Source organism: Candidatus Leptovillus gracilis, assembly GCA_016716065.1.
In the GTDB taxonomy this organism is placed as follows: Bacteria; Chloroflexota; Anaerolineae; order Promineifilales; family Promineifilaceae; genus Leptovillus; species Leptovillus gracilis.
Genome location: JADJXA010000006.1, coordinates 106,596 through 129,722, shown reverse-complemented (window position 1 = coordinate 129,722; position 23,127 = coordinate 106,596). Strand labels below are relative to the sequence as shown.

General features: G+C 61.8%; 11 protein-coding genes. 5 read left to right on the top strand and 6 right to left on the bottom strand.

Going from position 1 to position 23,127, the window contains the following annotated elements; translation table 11 throughout:
• Positions 1-184: 184 nt before the first annotated feature.
• Both IPM39_16925 and IPM39_16920 read right to left on the bottom strand, forming a co-directional pair.
• Complete coding sequence (locus tag IPM39_16925; protein ID MBK8987730.1) at positions 185-448, bottom strand: hypothetical protein; 264 nt, start codon at positions 446-448, stop codon at positions 185-187.
• On the bottom strand, positions 409-3,210 hold the full coding sequence (locus IPM39_16920) for a tetratricopeptide repeat protein (GenBank protein ID MBK8987729.1): 2,802 nt from the start codon (positions 3,208-3,210) through the stop codon (positions 409-411). The genes IPM39_16925 and IPM39_16920 overlap by 40 nt, the downstream gene beginning before the upstream one ends.
• Before the next feature lie 135 nt (positions 3,211-3,345).
• Between IPM39_16920 and IPM39_16915 the strand changes: the two genes are divergently transcribed.
• Together IPM39_16915 and IPM39_16910 are read left to right on the top strand one after the other, a co-directional pair.
• Positions 3,346-3,546, top strand: a complete 201-nt coding sequence (locus IPM39_16915; GenBank protein ID MBK8987728.1) for a hypothetical protein — start codon at positions 3,346-3,348, stop codon at positions 3,544-3,546.
• A gap of 5,866 nt (positions 3,547-9,412) precedes the next feature.
• Positions 9,413-15,709 carry a VCBS repeat-containing protein gene (locus tag IPM39_16910; GenBank protein MBK8987727.1) on the top strand — a complete coding sequence of 2,099 codons (6,297 nt, stop codon included), beginning with the start codon at positions 9,413-9,415 and terminating at the stop codon, positions 15,707-15,709.
• A gap of 67 nt (positions 15,710-15,776) precedes the next feature.
• Here the strand turns inward: IPM39_16910 and IPM39_16905 are convergent, their stop codons facing one another.
• Positions 15,777-16,115, bottom strand: coding sequence for a type II secretion system F family protein (locus IPM39_16905; GenBank protein MBK8987726.1), 339 nt, complete (start codon positions 16,113-16,115; stop codon positions 15,777-15,779).
• 32 nt (positions 16,116-16,147) lie between these two features.
• A complete protein-coding gene (locus IPM39_16900) occupies positions 16,148-16,378 on the bottom strand; it encodes a hypothetical protein (protein ID MBK8987725.1) in 231 nt (76 codons plus the stop codon).
• A 384-nt stretch (positions 16,379-16,762) separates the two neighbouring features.
• Between IPM39_16900 and IPM39_16895 the strand changes: the two genes are divergently transcribed.
• Positions 16,763-17,833, top strand: coding sequence for a YihY/virulence factor BrkB family protein (locus IPM39_16895; protein ID MBK8987724.1), 1,071 nt, complete (start codon positions 16,763-16,765; stop codon positions 17,831-17,833).
• 33 nt (positions 17,834-17,866) lie between these two features.
• Here IPM39_16895 and IPM39_16890 read toward each other — a convergent pair whose 3' ends face one another.
• Positions 17,867-18,736, bottom strand: coding sequence for a methyltransferase domain-containing protein (locus IPM39_16890; GenBank protein MBK8987723.1), 870 nt, complete (start codon positions 18,734-18,736; stop codon positions 17,867-17,869).
• A gap of 135 nt (positions 18,737-18,871) precedes the next feature.
• Here IPM39_16890 and IPM39_16885 point away from each other — a divergent pair, with 135 nt between their 5' ends.
• A complete protein-coding gene (locus IPM39_16885; protein ID MBK8987722.1) occupies positions 18,872-19,447 on the top strand; it encodes an NUDIX domain-containing protein in 576 nt (191 codons plus the stop codon).
• Between the two features lie 47 nt (positions 19,448-19,494).
• The gene (locus tag IPM39_16880; protein MBK8987721.1) at positions 19,495-21,339 is read left to right on the top strand and encodes an SUMF1/EgtB/PvdO family nonheme iron enzyme; all 1,845 of its coding nucleotides are present in this window, start codon (positions 19,495-19,497) and stop codon (positions 21,337-21,339) included.
• A gap of 36 nt (positions 21,340-21,375) precedes the next feature.
• Here the strand turns inward: IPM39_16880 and IPM39_16875 are convergent, their stop codons facing one another.
• The gene (locus tag IPM39_16875; GenBank protein ID MBK8987720.1) at positions 21,376-22,950 is read right to left on the bottom strand and encodes a ribonuclease J; all 1,575 of its coding nucleotides are present in this window, start codon (positions 22,948-22,950) and stop codon (positions 21,376-21,378) included.
• Between the last annotated feature and the right edge of the window lie 177 nt (positions 22,951-23,127).

Genomic DNA, 23,127 nt, shown 5'->3' with positions numbered 1-23,127 from the left:
CGCTTTGCTCCGGCGCAAAAGCTGCCGATTTATCAAACAATGCCCCTCCAACGGGGCCTTTGCAGAGTAAGAAAATAAGTAACCGTTCACCCTCCTGGAGGCTGAAGCGAGTGAATCTCTGACTGTCTTGTCAGCCTCCGGGAGGATTTGCAAGGGGGCGTGAACGGGTACGAAAATAATGTTGTCAGGCGCTGGTTGCCAGGGCAACGGCCGTTGCCAAATCTATCTCCTTCCTCATCGTCAATCCTGTAGGGGGAAGGTGGCTCAATAGTTCATTGGCCGCGTCGCGCACCTCCTGGGCGGTGGCTTTGTGGCCCAGGATAAAGATCAACAACTGCCCGGCCACGTCCGGCCGGCCGCGGCGAAAGGCCAGCGCCGCCAGAGCGCTCAGCGCCTCCAGCGTCAGTTTCATGTCGCCGCTGCGCTGCGCCAGGGCGAGCGCTTCCACCAGTTCGGCTTCTGCCTGGGTAATGTGTCCGTGGTCAGCGACACATTGCCCAAACCGACCAGGGCAACGGCCGTGCCCCGTTCATCTTGCTGCTGCCGCTTAAGGGTCAGGCTCTCCGCCAAAAGCTGCCGCGCCTGCTCATAATCGCCCTGCTTCAGCGCCAGCCGCCCCGCGTTGGACAACGTTGTCGCCGCCCCGTGTTGGTGGTCCAGCGCTTTGAACAGGCGGCTGCAAGCCAGATAATTCGCCTGCGCCCCGGCAAAATCGCCTCTGGCCTGCGCCAGATTACCTAAATTGTTCAAGGTCATAGCCAGGCCCAGGTCGTCTTCTAACCGGCGGTAGGCGGCTGCCGAATGCTGAAAATGGCTTTCGGCCAGATCATACTCGCCGGACGCTTTGTAACAAGTGCCGATGAGGTTATGGGCAAAGCCTATGCCGCCCAGATCATCGGCCAATTCGGCCAGGCGTAGGCTTTCGGCGGCCAGCTGGCTCGCCTGGGCAAAATCTCCGGCATAAAAGTAGGTAATAGCCAGATAACCCAGTATGGTAGAATGGCGTTCGCTGTCGGTTACTTGCGGCAGATAGGTCTGCGCCTCGTCCAGGGCGTAACGCGCTGCCGCCAACTGCCCCACATGAATGTGGAGCCGCGCTTTGCGGCTGAGCAAGTCGCACAGCACCAGGGCGCGCCCTTCGGGATGAGTGGACAGATGCATCAGGGCAAACTGGAACGCTTCCAGACCCTCCTGAAACCAGCTTTGGATGCTGTAGAAGCCGTGCAGCGGTTTGGCGGCGCGTAACAACAGCGCCTCTTCTTGCTGGCGGGCAGCCCAATCCCAGGCGGTACGGACATTGGGCAGCTCGGCCAGAATGGTCTGGCGTTGCTCGGCGCTTTCGCCATCGCCCTGCTGCGCCAGTAAATCCAGGTAGAATGTGGCGTGGCGCACGGCCGTTGCTTCCAATTCGCCTTCTTGCCCGGCCAGGTGTTGGGTGGCATATTGGCGCAGCAGTTCGTGGATGTCGTAACGGCCGTTTCCCCCCTGCCTTAACAACGATTTGGCCGCCAACCCGGCCAGGTCGCTCGGGTTGGCGGCGGCGATGGCTAACGCGGCCGGGGCGCTGAAATCGCTCTGAAAGATGGCGAGACGGGCAAAAATGGCCTGTTCAACCGGGCTGAGAAGCTGCCAGGAGTGGTCGAAAACGGCCGTTAAGCTGCGATGACGCGCCGGGACATTGCGCAGCGTGGTAGACAAAAAGGCCACGTCGGCCTGAATCTGCCGGGCGATTTGCGGGCAGTTAAAGTCACGCACCCAGGCCGCCGCCAGCTCGATGCCCAACGGCTGCCCTTCCAGCAGGCGGCAAACCTGAGCAATGGCCTGGTAATCGTCCGCGGTGGGGACGAAGTTGTGGTGCAGTCGGCTGGCGTGTTGTTGGAACAGGTGAATGGCGCTGTACTGCAACCAATCGGCTGCCCCCGCCTCAACCGGATAGTCCAAACCCGCCAGGTCGAAGACCCACTCTTCCTGAAGTTGCAGCCGCGCCCGGCTGGTGACAAATAGTTTCACCAGCGGTGCTTCTTGCAGGATGGTCAGCAGCATGTCCACGCCGTCCAATGGTCCAAACTGTGGGCCAAACAAATGCTCGAAGTTGTCCAGGACCAACAACATTTCCAGAGGTTTCAGGAAGGCTGTCAATTGGGCCAGGGGATCGGCCGCGCCCTGGAATTGCAGACCACACGCTTCGGCAACGGCCGTTGGCAGCAGCGCCGGTCCGGCCAGCCCGGCCAGGGACACATAGCGAATGCCGTTCAAAAACAGGCCCGGCTGTGTCGCCGTTAGTCCTTCGGCCACGGCCAGCGCCAGCCGTGTTTTGCCCATACCGCCGGGTCCCAGCAGCGTCAGCAGCCGGCAGCCTGGCGATGACAGCCGCGCCCGTAATTCTGCCAGTTCGCGGCCGCGACCGATAAACGGTGTTGCCTGTGGCGGCAAATTGTGCCGCAGACCGCCGCGCGCCGCCCGGATACGCGCCGCCAGCGCCTCGGTTTCTGGCGCGGGGGCGACAGCCAATTCGTCGGCCAGCAGTTGGCGGTAGGTTTTATAATGGTGTAGGGCGGCGTTGGTCTGGCCGCTCCGCGCCAACAGCAGGATTTTTTCGCGATGAGCGCGTTCGCTCAGGTTATCCAAAACCAGCAGCTGCTCCACGCAGCGCAGGCCGATGGCGTAATCGCTGTTGTTTAGGGCGTCATCCACCAGGCGCCTTAGGGCAGCAATAGCCTTGCGCTGCAACCGTTCCCGCTCCAGCAAGACCCATTCCTCAAACCCCCGGCTTTCGCGCACATAAAAACCAGCCAGGAAATCGCCCCGGTACAGCTCGACGGCTTGTTGGAGCGGGTGGCTGATGGCGGGTGGCTCGTTTTGACCGACGGCCTGCTCTGCGCTGGCCGTCACCAAGCGATTAAATTCGTCCACATCCAGCCAATAGTCGCTGTTGTGGTTGAAGGCGACGGTCTGGCGGGTGATGGTGAGAAACGGGGCAAGTTGATTGCGCATCCCGGAGAGCAGGGAACGCAAATTTGCCAGGGCTTGCTGCGGGTCGCGGTCTTCCCAGAGCAGTTCGGCCAGGGTTTCGCGGGGAAACGGCCGTGCCTGGCACACCAGATAGGCCAGCAGCGCCTCCGCTTTGCGCGTGCCCAGGTCGGTCAGGGGACGGCCGTTTTGCTCAATCCGTATGGTTCCTAGCAGGTAGATTCGCAGCATTTCGCTCATATTGGCGGCCGTAGGTAGCTTTACGTTGTTGATTGGATCGATTCCTGATCGTTTACTCGTTAGACTGTCCCATTATAGCGGAAAACAGACCAACAGGTTTGCCAAACCTGTCCGGTCGGCCTGCGAAAGATAGATATGACACAAGAACCTGCTCCACCGCCAACGGCCGATTATCTGGCCTATATGTTGCGCTTCTGGCGCGAAGAGCCGGACGCGCCCTGGCGGGCCACGGCTGAAAACCCCCACACTGGCGAAAAACGTAGTTTTGCCGCGCCGGAGCAGTTATGGATTTTTTTGCAGGAAAAACTCTTGAACTCTCCCAAAGTCAAAGGATGAATGATAATATGAGCCACAAAAGTAATGCTTATCGGTTGGTGTCCCTGTTCGTCTGCCTGGGATTGTTGCTGCAATCATTCCTGCCAATTGTCGGTTTCTGGCCGGCCGCACCTGCGCAAGCGCAAACGGCCGTTCCCCCCACACCCGCCGTTGACCACACGCCAGAAGCAGGCACGGCCGTCACCGCCGCCACTCCCGCCGTCCTCCATCCCCTCACCCTCGCCCACTCCCAATCCACCTACCAGGCAGGGGGCACGGCCGTTATCACCTACACCCTACGCAACACCCTGCCACCTACCACCCGCCCGGAAGCCGCGCCCGGCGCGACCATCACCGACACCCTGGCCGCCATCAGCGCCGCTGACTTTGCCGCCGACGCCAACACCGTGCGCGGCGCGCATCTCGCCATCCAGCTCACCAATGCCCAGACCAGCTTCATCGCCGCCTCCTACCCCGCCGACCAAAGCGGGGGGAACCTGGCCTTCAATTTAGGCGACATCCCCCCCCTCGGCGCGACCAACCTGGTCATCACCCTCACCCTCCCGTCATCAGCGGCTGATTTTGTGAATTTGGATTCTGGCGCGGCAGCGGTTGGCAGTTGGCGCGGCATAGGCGTGGAAACGGCCGTTTCCCCCATCCGCCTGGCTCCCGACGGCTTCGCCCAATGGCTCGTCTGCACCCCAGACGCCAACTGCGCCGATAACTACGTCAGCCGCAAAGCGGCCGAACTCGGCCACGATCCCCTCGCCATTTTTGACTTTGTGCGCGGCCTGGGTTACGAAAGCTACCAGGGCAGCCTGCGCGGCGCGCGCGGCGCACTATGGAGCGAGGCCGGCAACGGCATAGACCAGGCCAGCCTGCTCATCGCTCTGCTGCGGGCCAGCGGCGTGCCCGCCGCCTACCGTCTGGGCAGCCTCAGCCAGCCTCACGCCCAAACGCTCATCGCCAGCATGTTCCCTGCCGTGCCCGCTGCCAGCGGCCTCATTCTACCCGGCAGCGACGTGGCCGACCCGGCCAACGACCCGGCGCTGCTGGCCGAAGCGCAAAACCACGCCTGGGCCGAAGCGTATCTGCCCGGCAGCGGTTGGACGGCGCTCGACCCTTCCTTTCCCGCCGCCCAACCGGGCGATGTGTTTGGCGTCCCTGGCGGCGGTCAGATCGCCGAGCTGCCGGACAATCTGCGCCACAAAGTCACGGCCAGTCTGGTGGTGGAGAAATACAGCGCCTTCCCGGTGGGTGGCACGCATTTGTATACGTTGGAGCCGCTAACGGCCGTGTTCAACACCGTCGCTCTGGTTGGGGAACCCCTTGTCTTTGCCCACCTGGTCGCCAGCGATGTCCAGGTTGGGTTGGTCTCCGTCACCGCCCAGCATACCTATACCCCCTATTTTGTCGCTGGCGAAACAGAAACCCTGGTCGAAGGTACGCCGTTTACCGAACTGCTCAGCTCCTTCCCCTTCGGCCAAGATTTTGTTGTGGCTGAATGGTTGGACTTCACCCTTTCCGGGCCTGGTCAGGTGAATGAGACCTACCGCCGCGAACTATTCGACGACATTGGCTATGCCGCTCGCAGCGGCGTGGGCCTGGTAAGCGGCCTATCTCGCGGCGAAACAGCCCGCCTCAGCCTCACTTCTTCCTGGACCACCCTGGTTGCCGCCTACGATGTGCCCGCCGCGGCGATCAACGACGCCTATCAGGCGATGGTGGAGCTTTCACTGGAGGGCATCGCCGCCAAAGAAGCCATTGCCGACCTGGGAGACACGCCCAACCCCACCCCGGAACAAACGGCCGTTAGTCAGGCGGCCGTCGTCGTCTTCGGCCAGATCGCCCGCCTCAGCCAGCGCCTTCATCTGCTCAAATTCGCCGCCGCCTCCAACCAATCGCACAACTACCTGGGCAAAACCTTCCTCACCAAAGCATACCCCGATTCCCCTCGCCTCTTCACCGTCGGCTGGGAGCGCAACGACTTGGAGGAGACGGAAAGCATCAGCTTCGACCTGCTGCGCAACAAAATTCGCGCCCTGGCTTATCCTAACCAAACGGCCGTTGGCCCCGAAGCGTTTTTGTTCTGGCGCGGCCTGCTCGACATGGCTCTGGAACACGAAATTTTGCAGGAAATCGCCCCCGAACCGGCCGTCAGCGTAGGCGCGGTCTTCAACGCCGCCATCGCCGCCGGCATCCCGTTCGACCGCATCACCTTTGGCACGTTGGACAAATTGGACGCGCTGCCCATTTCTGACCAGGCCAAAGCGCGCATCACCACCGCCCTCAGCGACAACCCTAACCGTTACGTGCTGCTGCCCGCCGCGATGGTCGCCCTACCCGGCGCGGCCGAACCGACCATCGGTTGGCTACAAATTGACAACGAGACGCTGGAGGTGGTGGACACCATGGAAAACGGCCAGCACATGGTCGCTGTCAATTACGCCGCCCTGGCCGAATTCTCGCAAAAGGCGGGCAGTCTGGTGGGCGGGTTTGCCGCTGGATTTTTCAGCCACACCATGGGCTTTTGGATCGGCTTTTTTGGTCAAATGCCCCTGGGCAGTCAGGACATCGGCGTGGTCATAAGCGCCTCGAAGCAGATTGCTGCCGAGTGGGGCCAGAAAGCCGAGGATTACTGCCATGAAAAAACGGACGAGAAGTGGTGCAAGCGCGGTGTGGCTGCCGGCAACTCCCTCGGCGCGGCGCTGCTGAACCAGGCCGACCCGCCGCTGCAAGAGGCGCTCTTTGTGCTGCCCCTGGACGAACCGGTGACAAACGCGGAAACGGCCGTCACCCTCTCCCAATCCGCCACCGTCGGCGGCCAGACTGTCGTCGCCAACGTCGCCACCAACGCAGTCGGTGTGGTTGGCTCCGCCAGCCACAACTGGACCACAAGCGGGCAAAACAGTTTCACCTTCGCCAGCCTCAGCGCCAGTTCTGCCAGCCTTTACCAGAATGGCGCGTTGGTGGGCAGCGGGGCGGTGACGGCCGTTCCCGCCACCACCGACACGCCGGCCAGCGCCCAGACCAGCAGCGGCGTCAGCGTCAGCGGCACGGCCGATGGGCGGCTGGTCCTGCACGCGGCCGCGCAAAGCAGCCTGGGCGGCGGCAGCCAGTTCGATTCGTTCAACTTCACCGTAGACGCAGCGGCCAATTACACCCTGGCCCTGGACAACGCCACCGCCACCCTCAACGGAACCGACTACAGCGGCGACCTGGCAATCGTCACCAGCGCCCCGGCGCAGGTAAGCGGCGCGGGAGCCACGGCCGTCCCCAATTTCGCCACTTTGGCTACCTTCACCCCCTCCGGCGGCGGCTTTACCCTCGGCGCGGGCAGTGGGAGTTTGACGGTGGGCGGCACGGCCGTTTCCCCGGCCAATGGCTTTGCGCTTGGCAATGTGACCAATCAAGCCACCGTCACTCCTTCTGGCGCGAACGATACTTTCAGCTTCAACGGCGCGGCCCACTTCTTCCGTGTCGCCCTCAGCAGCGTCGCCTCCACCACCCCGGCGGATACGGCCACCAGCTTCACCGCCAGCGTGCAGGCCAATTTCAGCGACAGCTACACTCTCACCGTCCACGCCCCGCTGGGCTGGGACGTGACGGCCACTTCTGCGGGTTTCATCACGGCACAGCCGCCGGTTGGCGCAGCGGCGGGTGATTACACCCTCGTCGTCGCGGCGCAGTCGGCCGATTACCCCGATTTGTTTGCCACAGCGCAGCATGTCGTCACGGTCACGGCCGTTGACGGTGTGAGCGTCAGCGTGCAGCCCGATCCAACCATCACTGTGCCCTGGGGTCCGGCCTACGACGTGATAAACTTTGATACGGCCGTCGGCCGCCTGCAACTGCCCGACGCCGCCTTCGCCGCCACCATCCAGAACACTTCGTCGGTTGACCGCACCTTCAACGTCAACGTCTCCGGCTTGCCGGGCGGCTGGACGATTTTCGGCGGGCAGCCAGGCGGCAGCGCCCTGCAACTGCCGCTGGCGGCCGGCGAGACGGTGCGCCTGGGCCTCTACATCTCCCCGACGGTCAGTTTGCCGCCGGTGGGCAGCGCCTTCCCGTTCGACGTAACGGCCGTCGCCGCCGACAACGGCGCGGTGAGTGACGTGGGCAGCGCCCTCTTCACCATGCCCGCCATTCCCTACCCGGCCGTCACCCTGGACGCGACCGATTTGTATGTAGCCGCCAACAGCAGCACGGCCGTTAACCTGACCCTTACCAACATCGGCAACACCGCTGCCAGCTTCGCCCTGACCACCAATCTGCCTGCCGCTGGCTGGTCAATCGCCAATCTGCAATCTCCAATCTCCCTCCCCCCCAGCGCAACCAGCACGCAGCCCGTCACCATCACTGTCACCGATGGCGAGTCAGGCGTGGATTACCCGGTGGCCTTTGGCGCGATTGCGCCGACGCTGCCCTACACGCCGACAACGGCCGTCAACGTCTACATCGTCAGCGCCCTCACCTTGCCCATCTACCAGGCCGCGTCGTGCAGCCTGGACAGCGACGCCCTGGCGGCGGCCATCACCGGGCTGGCGCTGGCGGTGGATGAATTGGCCGATTCGTGCAGCAGCGGCGACTGCGACCTGACACTGCGCGACGCGGTGGTGGCGGCGGCGCAAAACGTGGCTATCTACGCCCAGGCCGCTTCGCCGCTGGTCAACACGGCGGCGCTGCAAACCATCGCCGCCGACCTGGCGACGCAGACCACCGACCCGGCTATCGAAGCGAGCCTGGAGGCGTTGGCCGAGGCGATGGGCGAACTGGGCGGCGTGTTGTGCAGCATCGCGCAGCACGGCGTCCGCGCCCGCTTTACGCCTTACGTGGCGGCGGCGCTGTTGGGGGAAACGGCCGTTTTCGACCTGACCCTCACCAACGAAGGCAGCCTCGCCACCACCTACGCCATCACTGTCACGGGCTTGCCCGGCGGCGACCTGACCTTTGAGGAGACGATCAACCCCGGCGCGACGGCCGTTGTGCCCGTCAGCGCCAACCCGGCGGCGTTGGGTGTGTATGATTTGGCGGCGACGATTGCGCCGACGGATCTGGCTGAGGCGGTGAATTGGGCGGCAGCGGCCGCCGCTCGCCTGAACGTGGTAGATAGATTTGTGCAGGTGACGCAGGTGGCCGCCGATCCGCCCTTCGTGGAAACGGGGACCAGTTCGACTGACTTGAGCGTGATGGTGGCGAATCTGGCCGGGGTGGGGCAGGACGTGGTGGCAAGAACGGCCGTACTCGCCCCAGACAACAGCCCCGCCTTCAGCGCCGACTTCCCCCTGACGCTGCTCATCGGCGACCCCCGCGCCTACGAATTGGACACGGTGGATACGTCCGGCTGGCCGGCCGGCGTCTACACCATCACCGTAGACCTGCTGGACGCGGCCGACAATCCCATCCCCGACGGGCAAGGCTATGGCTACCTGGGCGTCGGGCAGGCGTTGGGCGCGGCCCATGCCGTGCAGCCCATCATCGTCGCGCCCGGTACAGTGACGGTGACGACAGTTATCACCACCGAAGTATTAGCTGGGGCTATTTTCCCGGCGGAAGCAGATCCACTGTGGCCTGCTACCGGACTGCGGACAGTAGTTGATAGTGGGGAGTTGATAGTTGATAGTGGAGAAGGGACAGTTGATAGTGGGGAGTTGGGAGTTGATAGTGAAGAGGAAGGCGACCCGCAACCCGCCTTCACCGATCCGCTGCCCCTCACCGACGACCAGTCTCCAGTCTCCAATCTCCACGCCCCCGAAACCATCACCGGCACGGTTATCCTGCGCTACGAGCAAGACGAGGCGGTGCTGACGGGGACGTGGCAGAGTATTAGTTATGCGCAGGCGAGTAATGGCACGTACTTGCGCGCCGATGCGCCGGGGAAACGGCCGTGTTCACCGTCACCGGCACGTGGCTCCACCTGGGCTTCCTGGCCGACAGCGCCAGCGGCCAGGCCGAAATCTTCATTGATGGCCTCAGTCAGGGCGTGCTGGACCTCTACCGCCGCGACATTACCCCCATCAGCTTCATCTACGACGGCCTCAGCGCGGGCAGCCACACCATCACCGTGGCCGCTTTGGGCACGGCCAACCCGCTGTCCAGTAACGACCTTGTAAATCTCGACTACCTGGACGTGTATAACGGCGGCAGCTACGCCGACGGGACGTTTGAGCAAAACGACTCGCGCATCTTCCGCGGGACAGGCTGGACTAATGTCAACGACGCCAATGCCAGCGGCGGCAGCTACATGCGCAGCAACAACGCCGCCGCCTGGTTCCCCTTCACTGGCGATTCCGTCACCTTCCAGGCGATGGCTTACCCGGATGGCGGCAAAGCCCGGGTTTTCATTGACGGCGTTTACCAGACCACGCTCGACCTGTATAACCCACTGGTTCCTGTCACCCGCACCCTCTCCTTCGATGGCCTGGGCGCGGGGCCGCACGTGCTGCAAATCAGCAGCTACCGCGGCAACATCACCGTAGACGCCTTCACCACGCCCGGCGTCCCCCCCTTCTACACGCCGCCCATCCCCGGCAGCTTCGCCCGCTACGAAGAAGAGCATCCCGACTTTCTCTTTAACGGCCTACCCTATGCGGTCACCGCCCGCACCTGGACCCGCGACAGCTCTTTCGTGTACAGCGAAGCGGGCGACGGCCAGGTCATCTACTCGCGCACGGCCGGGGACACGGCCAGCCTCACCTTCGCTGGGGTCTGGGCCAGCGTCGGCTTCTTCACCAATCAGAACAGCGGGCAGGCGGAAATCTTCGTGGATGGCGTCAGCCAGGGCGTGGTTGACCTGTACAGCAACGAAGACGACGTGGTCAGCTTCAGCTACAACCTGACGCCCGGCAGCCACACCCTCAGCGTGACGGTGTTGGGTACGGCCAATCCGCTGGCGGGCAACCAAAACGTCTACCTGGATTACGTGGATGTGTGGGATGGCAGCCCCTTGCCGGACGGGACGTTTGAGGAGCTAGACGGCCGTATCCTGCGCAGTGGTGGTTGGGCCGCCACAGCCAACGCCAGCGCCAGCGGCGGGATGTTCATCGAAGCCGGCAGCGGCGAACCGACAGCCTGGTTCCCCTTCACCGGCGACAGCGTCACCTATCAGGCGTTCGATTACTTCCGCAGCGACGAGGTTGCCATCTACATTGACGAGGTGTTCCAGGGCTACTACGACATCTACACCGGCGTGGCTCCGACCATCACCTATTCCTTCGACAACCTGGGGCCGGGGCTGCACATGCTGAAAATCCGCGACTACCGCAAGGAGCCGACGCTGGACGCCTTCATCACCCCGGCCACTTCGCCGCAAGAACCGCCGCCACCGGCGCAGGTGTTCACGCGGGTGGAGGAGGAGGATACGGCCGTGCGCTACAACGGCCGTCCCTATCCCGTCGCCCCATCCACCTGGGACCGCGCCGAAGGGGTCGTCCGCGCCAGCGACGGCCAATACATCGTCACCGAAACGCCCGGCGATTGGGTGAGTCTGGACTTTGACGGAACCTGGGTGACGGCCGGTTTTGCCACCAACTTCCGCGGTGGGCAGGCGGAGGTCTTTATTGATGGCGTCAGCCAGGGGATCATTGAACTGTACAGCCGCGACGATGATGTCACGGCCGTTACCTACAACAATCTCCCCAACACCACCCACACCATCTCCGTCACCCTGCTCACCAGCCAGCACCCCAACTCCTTCGGCCGCTGGCTGATGGTGGACTACTTCGATGTGTGGAGCGGCAATCCCTTGCCCGGCGGAACCTACGAAGAGACCCACCCCCTGGTCTATCGCAGCGACGATTACGACGATTGGAGCGTCTACAACGACGCGGCGGCCAGCGGCGGCAGCTACATCCGCAGCGCCTTCCAGCACGAAAGCACTGTCTGGTTCCCGTTCACCGGCGACAGCGTCACCTTCCTGGGGCTGGCGAACATCAACAGCGACCGCGTAGCCATCAGCATTGATGGCGTGTCGCGGGGCACGTTCAACCTCTACAGCCGCACGCCCATCACCCGCCCCATCTCCTTCGATGGCCTGGGCGACGGGCCGCACCTGATGCAGGTGCGCTACAACCGCGCCTACCTGACGGCCGACGCCTTCATCACGCCCGGCATTGCCCCCTTCCAGCAGCCGCCCACCTACACCGGCATCGTGCGCTACGAGGAAGACCATCCCGCCGTGGTGTATGATGGCGCGTATGATTGGCGCAACCGCCCACAAACCTGGTACGCCAACAAAACGATGGGCACGGTCAGCGGCGGCTGGCACGTGGAATCGGCCGCGGCTGGCGATACGGTGAGTCTGACATTTGACGGCCGTTGGGCTTCTGTCGGCTTCCGCGTGCGCGACATCACCAGCCAGGCGGAAATCTTCATAGATGGTGTCAGCCAGGGGGTGCTGAACCTGAACAACCCCACCGAAGACGTGCGCTCCTACCAGTTCGGCGACCTGATCACCGGTACGCACACCATCTCTGTCAGCGTCGTCGCCGGCTCGGTCTACTTCGACTACTTCGACGTGTGGGACGGCCAGCCGATGCCGGATGATCTGGTGAATGCGAGCCGGGCCGAGGATAACGGCCGTCTCCACTACACCTCCAACCTCGACGACGCCGCCAACGCCAACGCCATCGAGGGCGACATGGTCGTGCCCGGCCTCTACTACGCCGCCTCCAACGTCTGGTTCACCTTCGTCGGCGACTCCTTCACCTTCCTGGGCGTCACCCGGCGCAACATCAGCTCGGTCAACGTCTACATAGACGGCGTGTTCGTGGAAACGGCCGATTTCTACTACCCCTACAGCGAGCAACCGCTGGCCTATCACTACACCGGCCTCGATGAAGGGCCGCACGTCGTGCGCATCAGCAACGGCACGACGATGCGCCTGGACGCCTTCCAGGCCAACCCGGTCTCGCCAACGCCCTATCAACCGGTGGCCGAATGGTGGGACAACGCTTCCAGAGGGTTGTCCGGCGCGTTTGGCACGCCCGCCGGGATGCTGCAAGGCATCGCCGCCGGCGACCTGGACGGTGATGGCGCAGTGGAAATCGTCGCCCCGTCGGATGGCGTGACCGCGGATGGCGCGGGCTTTGTCAACTCCGTCTTCATCTATCGCGGTGATGGCGCAGACGCCGGCAATGGCACGCCGCTCATCCAGCGCATTGACTTTACCGCCCTGGGCACGGCGTTGGGCCGCGAAATCATCGGCTCCGTGGCCCTGGCCGACCTGGACGGGCAGCCTGGCGCGGAAATCATCATCGGCTCGGAGCGGGGCATGTATGCCTTCCACGGCGACGGCGCGACTTACTGGTTTACCGATACGCTGCATGGCAACAACAATGCCACCACCGTTACCCCGGTCGTGGGCAACCTGAATTTGGACGCCGCGCCGGAAATTGCCGTGAACATGGACCTGACGCTGGCGGTGTATACGGCCGTTGGCGACATCGCCTGGTCTACCCTTTTCCCAACGGCCGTGGGCATGCCCACCCTGGCCGACTTCACCGGCGATGGCCTGCTAGACATCATCGCCTACGACAGCGCCGGCAACGTGCGCCTGTACGATTACAACCTGGGCAGCCCGCAGCTGGTCTGGCAAACGACCCTGTCCACCACCATAGACATCGTGCGCGGCGGCCCGGCCGTGGCCGATGTGGACGGCGACGGCGCACCCGAATTTGCCATCACCCACAATGGCTACCTGACCGTGCTAGACGCGGCCGGCGATGTGGTCTGGTCAACCGCGTTAGACCCCGGCGCGCCTGGCGGCGTCTCCGTGGCCGATATTGACGGCGACGGCGAGATCGAACTTGTCACCGGGATGCGCCACGACGACGGTATCGGCGTGGGCCGCCTCTACGCCCTCAACGCCGACGGCAGCATCCTCTGGGAGCGCCCGGCCTACGACGACACCTCGGCCAATTCGCAGGCGGTGTTAGACGTAAACGGCGACGGCGTGTACGAGATTGCCTGGAATGGGGCGCAGTACGGCTTCACCATCTTCAACGGCGCCGACGGCGAAATTCTGTTCAACGAGCCACTGGCCTTCTCGCTCACGGGCACCGATTACCCCATCTTCGCCGACGTGGACATGGACGGCTACGCCGAAATCGTCGTGCCGAGCAATGGCGGGATTGTGGTCTTTGGGCAGGATGGCGTGTGGGGCGAAGCACGGCCGTTGTGGAACCAGCACAGCTACCACATCACCAACGTCAACGACGACCTGACCATTCCGCAAAGCGAGGCCAACAGTTGGGCCACCCACAACACCTACCGCACCCAATGGCCGGCGGCGGTGGCCCTGCCCACCTACGACGTGACCGTTACCCACACGGTGGGCATAGACGGCGTGACCGTGCTGACCGACACCTTCTCCGCGCCGCCAACGGCCGTCGCCGACCCCGATTACCGCTGGGAGTACACCCAGACCTGGGCGCAAACGGTGGTCACGCGCACCTTCGCCAGCCAACTGGCCGCCATGCAGCCGGGCGAAACGCGGCTGGCGGCGCAGGGCACGGCCGTGGCCTACACCCTGCCGAGCGGCACCAACTTCATCACCCTGCCGCCGCTGTACGTGACGGCGGGCCACTTGGGGCAATTGTCACCAGCGGAGCAAAGCGTGGCGGCGGGCGGCACGGCCGTTTACACCGTCACCCTCACCAATCCCGGCAGCGCCGCCGATACCTTCACTCTGGCGGCCGGTGGTTTGCCCGCCGACTGGCTGGATTACCCGGCCAGCGTGCCGGTGGGCGCGGGCGAGACGGTGGTGGCGCTGGTGACGGTGACTGTGCCGGGGGATACGGCCGTTGGTGACTGGCCGCTGTGGGTAGATGTTGCCAGCAGCGGCGGCCTGGAAAACCTGGGCGCGGCGCTGACGGTGTTCGACGGCCTGGACGCGGCGTTAGACCCGGCCAGCCAGACGGCGCTGCCCGGCGCGCCCGTCGCTTATCTGCTGACGTTGAGCAACCTGGAAAGCGTGCAGCGCACCTACACCCTGACGCCGACCGGCGACATGACGATTGACGCGCCGGCGAGCCTGACGGTGGCGGCGAATGGGACGGGAACGGCCGTTATCACCCTGACCTCGACCACAGTTGGCCCGCAGCCGTTCACCATCCTGGCGGCGGCGGCCGAAGGGGCGGCGGCCAGCGCCGACGGCGTGCTGGACGTGTTGGCAACGCCGCAGGCCGACCTGAGTTTGTCGCCAGATCCGTTGGTGGTGGGGCCGGGCAGCACGGCCGTTTACACCCTGACGGTGACAAATCTGAGTGACATGTACGAAACGTTCGGGCTGGATGTAGCTGTTCCGGCGGGTTGGACGGCCGTCTTGCAGCAAAATGGCGCGCCGATCAGCAGCGTCAGCCTGTCGCCTGACATCTTCAATACGGCGGAAATGTGGTTGTTGGTGGCGCCGCCAGTAGGCACGGCCGTTGGCGATTACGACGTGACGGTGACGACGACGGCGCAAAGCGTCGGGGCGACGGCGGGCAGCGTGACGGCCGTTGCCCAGGTCATCAATCGCGGCGTGCAGGTCGAGTTTATCGCTGGACCAACGACGTTGGATCCGCGGGATACGGCCGTGTGGAGCATCCGCGTCACCAATACCGGCCTGGTAGCCGATACTTACGATGTGTTACCAGGCGGGGCGATCGCCCAGGCGGGCATATTGTCGGCCAACGCCGTGACGTTGCAGCCGGGCGCGTCGCAAACTGTGCAGTTGACGGTGGATGGGCTGGATTCGCTGCTGCCGCAAAGTTATCTGGTGAACGTGGCCGCTGTTTCGCAGGTTAACCCCGCCATCCATGCCGATGATACGACGGCCGTCACTCTGACCGGCTATGAAGGGGTGACGGTTGTCTGGGAACCGGCAACACAGATGGTGACGGATACGTTGACGGCGCAGTTTACGCTGGTCGTCTCTAACACGGGCAATGTGAGCGCGGTGTTTGATGTGGAACTGAATGTGCCGGGAGCGGAGGCGGAAACGGCCGTGACGCAAATCATCCTACCACCTGGCAGCGCCGCCCGCCTACCCGTCACGGTGAACGCGCCAGCAGCGGGAAGCTACACCCTGACAGGAACGGCCGATTCGCTCTTGGGTTCTGCGACCGGCAGTGTCAGCGCCGTTCTGGTAGTGGCGCAAACGCAGACGAGTTATCGCCTGCTGCTGCCGATGATCTTTAAGTAACAGCGCGACCAGGCCGCAGACCTGGCAGATTGATCAAAGTCTGCCAGGTCTGTTTCGCCGGCGCTGATCAGGTCAGACGAATCCGTTTGGCCATAATCTGACCAAGCAGGTTGAATTTGTCGGCCAGGTTGCCACCGGTTTCAAATTGGACCAGGAAGGTGGCAACCACCAGGTTTAGGTCTTCGCTGGGCGTTCGGTTTAGCCAGTTGTGCAATGCTGCGGGTACGGCCGTGCCGCCATCTAACTCCGCCATTACCTGCTGCACCTCGTCGGCGGCCGGTTCCGGCAGGTCGCGGGCAATCATCTCCAGGCATTGCCGCACCGAATGGCCGGAGCGCAGCCCATTCTCCAGATAGCGAAGCAACGTTGGAATCTGTTGATCGAATGCGGTGATTTTTGCTGTCATACTTCTCTCCTTATGCTGTTATCGGGCAGTAATTAGCGATTGTGCCATCCCGAAGTAAGCGTTTCTACGCTGTTTCCTTCCGCTTGCATCTGGTTTAACCGCGCCAGATACTCTTCATAGCCAATTTCAAACATATAAACTGTCGCCACGGCCCGTTCCAGTACCGGTGTGTTGTGCCGCTGTGCCGGCAGCCCCCACCTTTCCGCCAGAGCGGCCATTTGCCGGGATGTTTCATCTGTGATTTGTATGCTGATTTGCTTCATTTCATTTTCTCCTTTAGCCAAACTATAAACGATTATCGTGTATTAATCAATAATGAAAATGACTTTTCTTGTCATGATCGGAAGTTAGTAGAACCGAGTCATTCTGACGACTCTTCGAGGAAGAATCCCTTTCCCGCCAACAGGTAGGGATTCTTCGCTCCGAAGCCGGATGGCCGAAGACTCCGCTCAGGCTTGTCCTGAGCAATGCCGAAGGAATAACAATCCGAAATCATCCGAGATTTGCTTGACGATCTGGCGTAAGCGCTGCATTATCATAGCCACCTTATTGGTGATGGGAGTGATGGACGGCGAGCGCTGAAAAACGCTCATGCGCTTGCCCGGCTGTGGCCTGCACTCCTTATATATGCAGGGGAGCGTTGTTTTATGAAGTATCTGCAGATAGTGTTTGAACTGATTCGTGAGGCGGCGCAGAAATGGAGCGACGACAAAGCCTCCATTTTTGCGGCGGCATTGGCTTATTACACCATATTTTCCCTGGCGCCGATTTTGGTGTTGGCGGTTGCTATTGCCAGCCGCGTATTGCAGCAAACCAACGTCCAGGAGATGATTTTGAATCTGGCGGCGGAAAATCTGGGGCAAGGTGTGGCCGATTTTTTGGCTGAGCTGCTGCCGAGCATGGTGCTAAATTCATCCAGCGTTCCGGCAACCATCATCAGCCTGGGGATATTAATTTGGGGCGCGACGGGGGTATTTAACCATCTCAAACGGGCGTTAAACGCCATCTGGGGTGTGGAACCTCATCCGCAAACTGGTTTTGGTGGGATCATTTACTTTGCTAAGACCAGGTTGTCGGCTTTTATATTGGTGCTGGGGATTGGCTTTCTGTTGATTGTCATGGTGTTAGCCAACACCATTATTTCTATTTTGAATGGCTTACTGGATGATTATGTACCGCAGGTCGCGGCGATTACCCAAAGTGGCATGACGACTTTCTTGATTATGTTGTTGTTGTCTACCATGTTGTTTGCGATTATTTTTCGCACGCTGCCGGATGCGCGGGTGGCCTGGCGGGATGTGTGGCTGGGGGCGTTGGTAACGGCCGTTCTCTTTACCACCGGTAATTTTCTGATCAGCATCTATCTGCGGTACAGCAGCCCCGCTTCCGCCTATGGCGCGGCCGGGTCGCTGGTGGTAGCGCTGCTCTACATCTACTATTCGGCGCAGATATTCTTTTTTGGCGCGGAGTTTACCCAGGTATATGCCAATCGGTATGGCTCCAAGGTGCGGCCGGCCGGTAATGCTGTAGCTGTGCGCCGCCAGCGGATTGAAGATTTGCCGCCGCCGCCGGAACCGCCCATGCCGCTGATTGTCTGCCAAACGCCACCCGGCGATTCTCCTCTGCGCCAGCGGGCCAAGCAGGCAGGGTTCGGTTTGTTGGGGTTGGCCGCCGGGCTGTTTGTCGGCTTCATCGCCAGCCTGCGCCGCGAAAGATAACAGACCACGGACAACGGATTACGGAACACGGTCTTATTTTGTAGCAAGATAAACGATCCACTCCGCCGCGTCGTAGAGTGGTAGATTAGCCCAGGCGGGGTGGTGGGTAACGGCCGTAAATCCCGCCTCTTGCATCATCCTCATCATCCTTTCCGGGCTGTACGCCTGGTCGCACAACTGCACTTCGTCCAACGCGCCCGTCTCCAGGTGCAAAATTTGGAAGCGCTCCAGGGCGATCTGCGCTGCCTCGTACCAGATACGTTCGCCTAGATGCAAGAACGGTTGGTCGCCCCACAACCCGGAATCGTCGGTGAACCACCACGTGCTGTTTTGTTTGTCTAGTTGGTTTGGATCCAGCAGTTCTACCGCCAGTTTGCCACCCGGTTTTAACGCCCCGGCTAACTGCCGCAGCAGCGCCGCCGTCTCTTCCGCCTTAAACACCGAAAGCTGGCCGTACAAAAACAAAGCGGCGTCAAACAAGCCAACTGGCGCATCATAGCGGCGCACATCTTGTTCGATGAAAGCGCAGCGGTCGCCGACGCCTTCATTCAAGGCCAACTGCCGGGCATAGGCGATGGATGATGGGCTAAAATCAATGCCTGTCACCAGGCAGCCGCGCCGGGCCAGGTCTACGGCGTACAAGCCAGGGCCACAGGTGGCGTCTAGCACGCGCGCGCCGGGCTGCAAGTTCAGCGCCGCCCATAACCAATCCAACTGAATCTGGCGCTCTGGCGTGCGGCGCGAGGCCGCGCCATGGCTCTGATCCAGGTGTTCGCGCAGCATCCGCGCCGAAAAGTCCGGGTCGTTCCAGGGTAAATTGCCACCATAAGCCCAGGGAGTGGGCTGATCCGGCCGGTTATAAATGCGCCACAGCGCCTGACTGAGTTTTTCAGATGTATTCATAGGATTGTGCTCCGTCTTGCGTCATCGGTCATCGTTGCTGAATGACGCTAGCGTGTGACGCTCATGAATTGATTCGCCACCATATCTATCATCCGGTAAACTTCTGTGTGATGCAAATGGATGGAGGAGGATGGTATGTTTGATACGTTGTCTGCGTTACCGGCCGCGCAGCGTTGGCGGCAGCAGCCTTTTCCGGCTCCCATTGTTGTGGCGATTATCCGGCGGCAGCAGTTGGGCGCAGAGCCGTGTTACTTGCTGATTCAGCGCCAGGCAACGACGTACCGGGGGCAGTGGGCGCTGGTGGGTGGAAAATGGGACTTTGGCGAGACGCTGGCAACGGCCGTTACCCGTGAGGTGCGCGAGGAGACCGGGTTGTTGGCCGATTTTGTCGCCCTGCGCGGTGTGGTCAGCGAGCGTGTGGTTCCGCCGGCCGACGATTTACCAGGCGCCCATTTTTTGCTGTTGGTGTGCGAGCTGTCTGCGCCAGAAGGCACGGCCGTTGAACAGACCGAAGGCGCAGTTGGCTGGTTTACCCCAACGGACATCAGCGCACTCCATTCACAGCAAGCCATCATCCCCAGCGATTTTGCCATGCTGCACCGCTTCGCCGGGGCATCAGACCCATCCATTCACATCGAAGCGGAAATGGTTTCCGCCATTGGCGGCGCAACACCTTATCCCACCGAACTGCGCCGCTTTGAAGAAATATGACGATTGACGATTGGTCCTGAGCTTGCCGAAGGATTGGCAATTAATCTATGCCTTTACTCCCCGCTGAACTCCTGAACAAACGGTACCGCATTGTCAACTTGCTGGCGGCGGGGGCGCATGGCTGCACCTATCGCGCCTGGGACGTGGCCGATTCGCGCGACGTGGCCATCAAAGAGGTGTTGGACCCGGCCGTCGAAACGCAAAAGTTGTTCCGGGCGGAAGCGCGCCGTCTGAGCGAATTGCAGCATCCGCAGTTGACGGCCGTTCTCGACCATTTTGCTCTGGAAGAGGTGGGCCAATACCTGGTCAGCGCCTATGTGGACGGCGTGGATTTGCAAAGTTTGCTGGACCAATACGGCCCGCTGCCCTCCGATTTGGTTATTGTCTGGCTGCAAACGGCCTGCAAACCGCTGGATTATCTGCACAGCAAAGGGCAGCTTCATCTGAACGTCAAACCGGCCAACATTCGTCTGACGCCGGCCGGCGACGTGTTTTTGGTAGACAGCGGCCTGCCGGGGATGGGCACACGCCCCCACGATGCCGGTTATGGCGCGCCAGAGCAGCAGGCGCGGCAAGAAGTGACGCCGACCAGTGATGTGTATAGTCTGGGAGCCACCTTGTACACCCTGCTCACTGGCGCGCTGCCGCCCAATGCTCTCAGCCGCGAAAGCGGCCTGGCCGATTTGAAACCGGCGCGAGAAGTGAACCCGGACGTGGAGCCATACCTGTCCATCGTCGCCAACCGGGCCATGTCTGTGCGACCCGATGTGCGTTACGAGACGGCCGTTGCCTTTGCGCAGGCATTGGAACGGCCGTCCGGCCGTCCGGCCCCGGAAATAATCAGCGACCTGCGCCGCGCTCCGGATCCGCAGCGGTTGGCCCCGGCGCTGCGCCCTACGCCGCCGCGTAGGGGCAAGCAGATGACACGGCGCACCACCTGGGGCTTGTTGGCCGTGCTGCTTATCGTCATTGCCCTGGGGGTCATCGTCAGCCTGGTGAACATTAACGCCGCCGATGATACGGTGGGCGAAGCCGAGGCTACAGCCACCATTGAATCGGCGGTGGTGGCCGCGCTGACAGCCATCGCCCCTACGCCATCTCCCCTGCCGCGGCCGACCACGCTGCCCACGCCCACGCCCCAGCCCTTCATCACGGAGACCGGTTCGCGGATGTTGTATGTGCCGCCGGGCACGTTTCGCATGGGGGATGATGAGGGAGAGCGGGATGAACGGCCGTCGCGCCTGGTGCGCATGGACGCCTTTTTTATGGATGAAACCGAGGTGACAGTCGGCCAATACGCCCAATGTGTGGTGGCCGGGGCCTGCCGCGCACCGCGTGCTTCGGCCGAAAATTACTACGGCAGCGACGCCTTCAATGATTATCCGGTGATTTTTGTGAACTGGTACGACGCGCAAACGTTTTGTGAATGGCGCGGCGCGCGCCTGCCATCGGAGGCGGAGTGGGAGATGGCTGCCGGGTTTAACCCGGTGGAAGGGTTAAAGCTGCGCTTTCCCTGGGGCGATGTATTTGATGGCAGCAAGCTGAATTTTTGTGACGTGAACTGCACCCATAGCAACCGCGACACCAATTACAACGATGGCTACCGTTTTGCCGCGCCGGTGGGCACATACCCAGACGGCCGTTCGCCCATTGGCGCTTATGATATGGCCGGCAACGTGATGGAGTGGTTAGGTGATTGGTATGGGTTCAGCTTTTACCGGGAAGACAGCGACTATAACCCGCGTGGCCCGGCGGAAGGGGATTTTCGTGGGATTCGTGGTGGCTCCTGGTTGTCTACCGCCGGGCAGGTAGGCACGGCGGCCCGTAGTTCGTTTGATCCGCTGGTAGCCCAGGCCAACGTTGGCTTTCGCTGCGCCATGCCGGTGCAATGAGCTGCAAGCTGTTGCTTACAGCTTACAGCTCACAGCTTACTTGAGGATGACTTTGATAAACGGCCGTTTCCGCGTTTCATCATACACATAGCGGCTTAGCGCGCCCTCCAACTTACCGGTCAACCCATCCGGGTTGTCGGCGTGTTGGCGGACCACGCGGGTGATCGTTTCTTCGGCTCCGTCGCGTAGTTCCCCATCGTCCATGTTCGCCAACCCTTGCGAGATGAATTCCGGTTTGCCCAACACATCACCCCGCTCATTGGTGGCAATGACGGCAATAAAGAAGCCGTTTTCGGCCAGCTTTTCCCGGTCGCGCACAATAGACCAGCCGGTATCACCCACGGCCGTGCCATCAATAAAAACATAACCGCCCGGCAGACGTGGGCAAATGGTCAGGCTGTCCTCATCCAGTTCCAACGGTGTGCCATTTTCCACTACAGCGATGTTTTTGGCCGGAATGCCCAACTGCCGCGCCAATTCGCCATGCTGCTTCAGGTGGCGCAATTCACCATGGATGGGGATCAGGAATTTGGGACGGATCAGGTTGATGAGTAGCTTCATCTCTTCCTGGCTGGCGTGGCCGGAGACGTGGACGTTGGCGATGCGTTCATATAATACGTTGGCCCCCCGTTGGTAGAGGCGGTTGATGGTGCGGTAGACCAGCTCCTCATTGCCGGGAATGGGGTGGGCGGAAAAGACCACCGTGTCACCTTCGTGGATGCGGAAGCGGTTGTGCCGCCCGCTGGCTAACCGTCCCATCACAGCCGACGGCTCGCCCTGGGAGCCGGTGGCCATAATTACCACCTGTCGGTCGGGCAAATTGGCCGTCTGGCTGATGTCTATGATGAGTTCGTCGGGGATGTTCAGGTAGCCCAGGCGCATTGCCATTTTGGTGTTGTCGCGCATGGAACGGCCGGTGACGGCGAGTTTACGGCCGTGTTTCTGGGCCATGTCGGCCACCTGTTGAATGCGTGAGATGAGCGAGGCAAACGTCGCCACAATAATGCGTCCATCCGCTTTGCGGAACAACTCGTCGAACGCTTCGGCGACCACCATTTCCGAAGGGGTCCAACCGGGGCGGTCGGCGTTGGTGCTGTCGGCCAGCAGGCAGAGTACGCCGCGCTCGGAAAATTCGGCCAGTTTGGCAAAATCTGGCGGCCAGCCATCGGCCGGGGTATGGTCGAATTTGTAGTCGCCGGTGTGGACGATGAGTCCTACCGGTGTGGTAATGCCAAAGCCGACACAATCTGGAATGCTGTGGGCGACGTGGAACGGTTCCACTTTAAAAGAACCGATGTACAGCGTTTCGCCAGCTTGAATTTCAACCAAATCCACCCGGTCGCGCACGGCCTGGCGCAGTTTCACTTCGATGAGGCCGGCCGTGAGGGGTGTGGCGTAGACAGGTGCGCTGACGTGTTCCAACAGGTGGGGCAGCGCGCCCACGTGGTCTTCGTGGCCGTGGGTGACCAGGATGCCCAAAATGTTGTCTAGCTTGTCCATCAGGTATTTGAAGTCGGGGATGATGAGGTCAATGCCGAGCATATCGTTTTCGGGGAACATGACGCCGGCGTCTATGATCAGGATTTCGTCCCCGTATTCGATGACTGTCATGTTTTTGCCGATTTCGCCCAGCCCGCCCAGCGGACAATGCGTAGTTTAGAATCCATAAAACCTCCGTGTGATTTGCTTGGTCCAGCGGTTGTTGGTTGGCCGGACTGTCGGCTAAACCCCTGGGTATCTGTGTACAAATTTTTAACTGCGGTTGGCAATCGGCCAGGAGCCAGATAT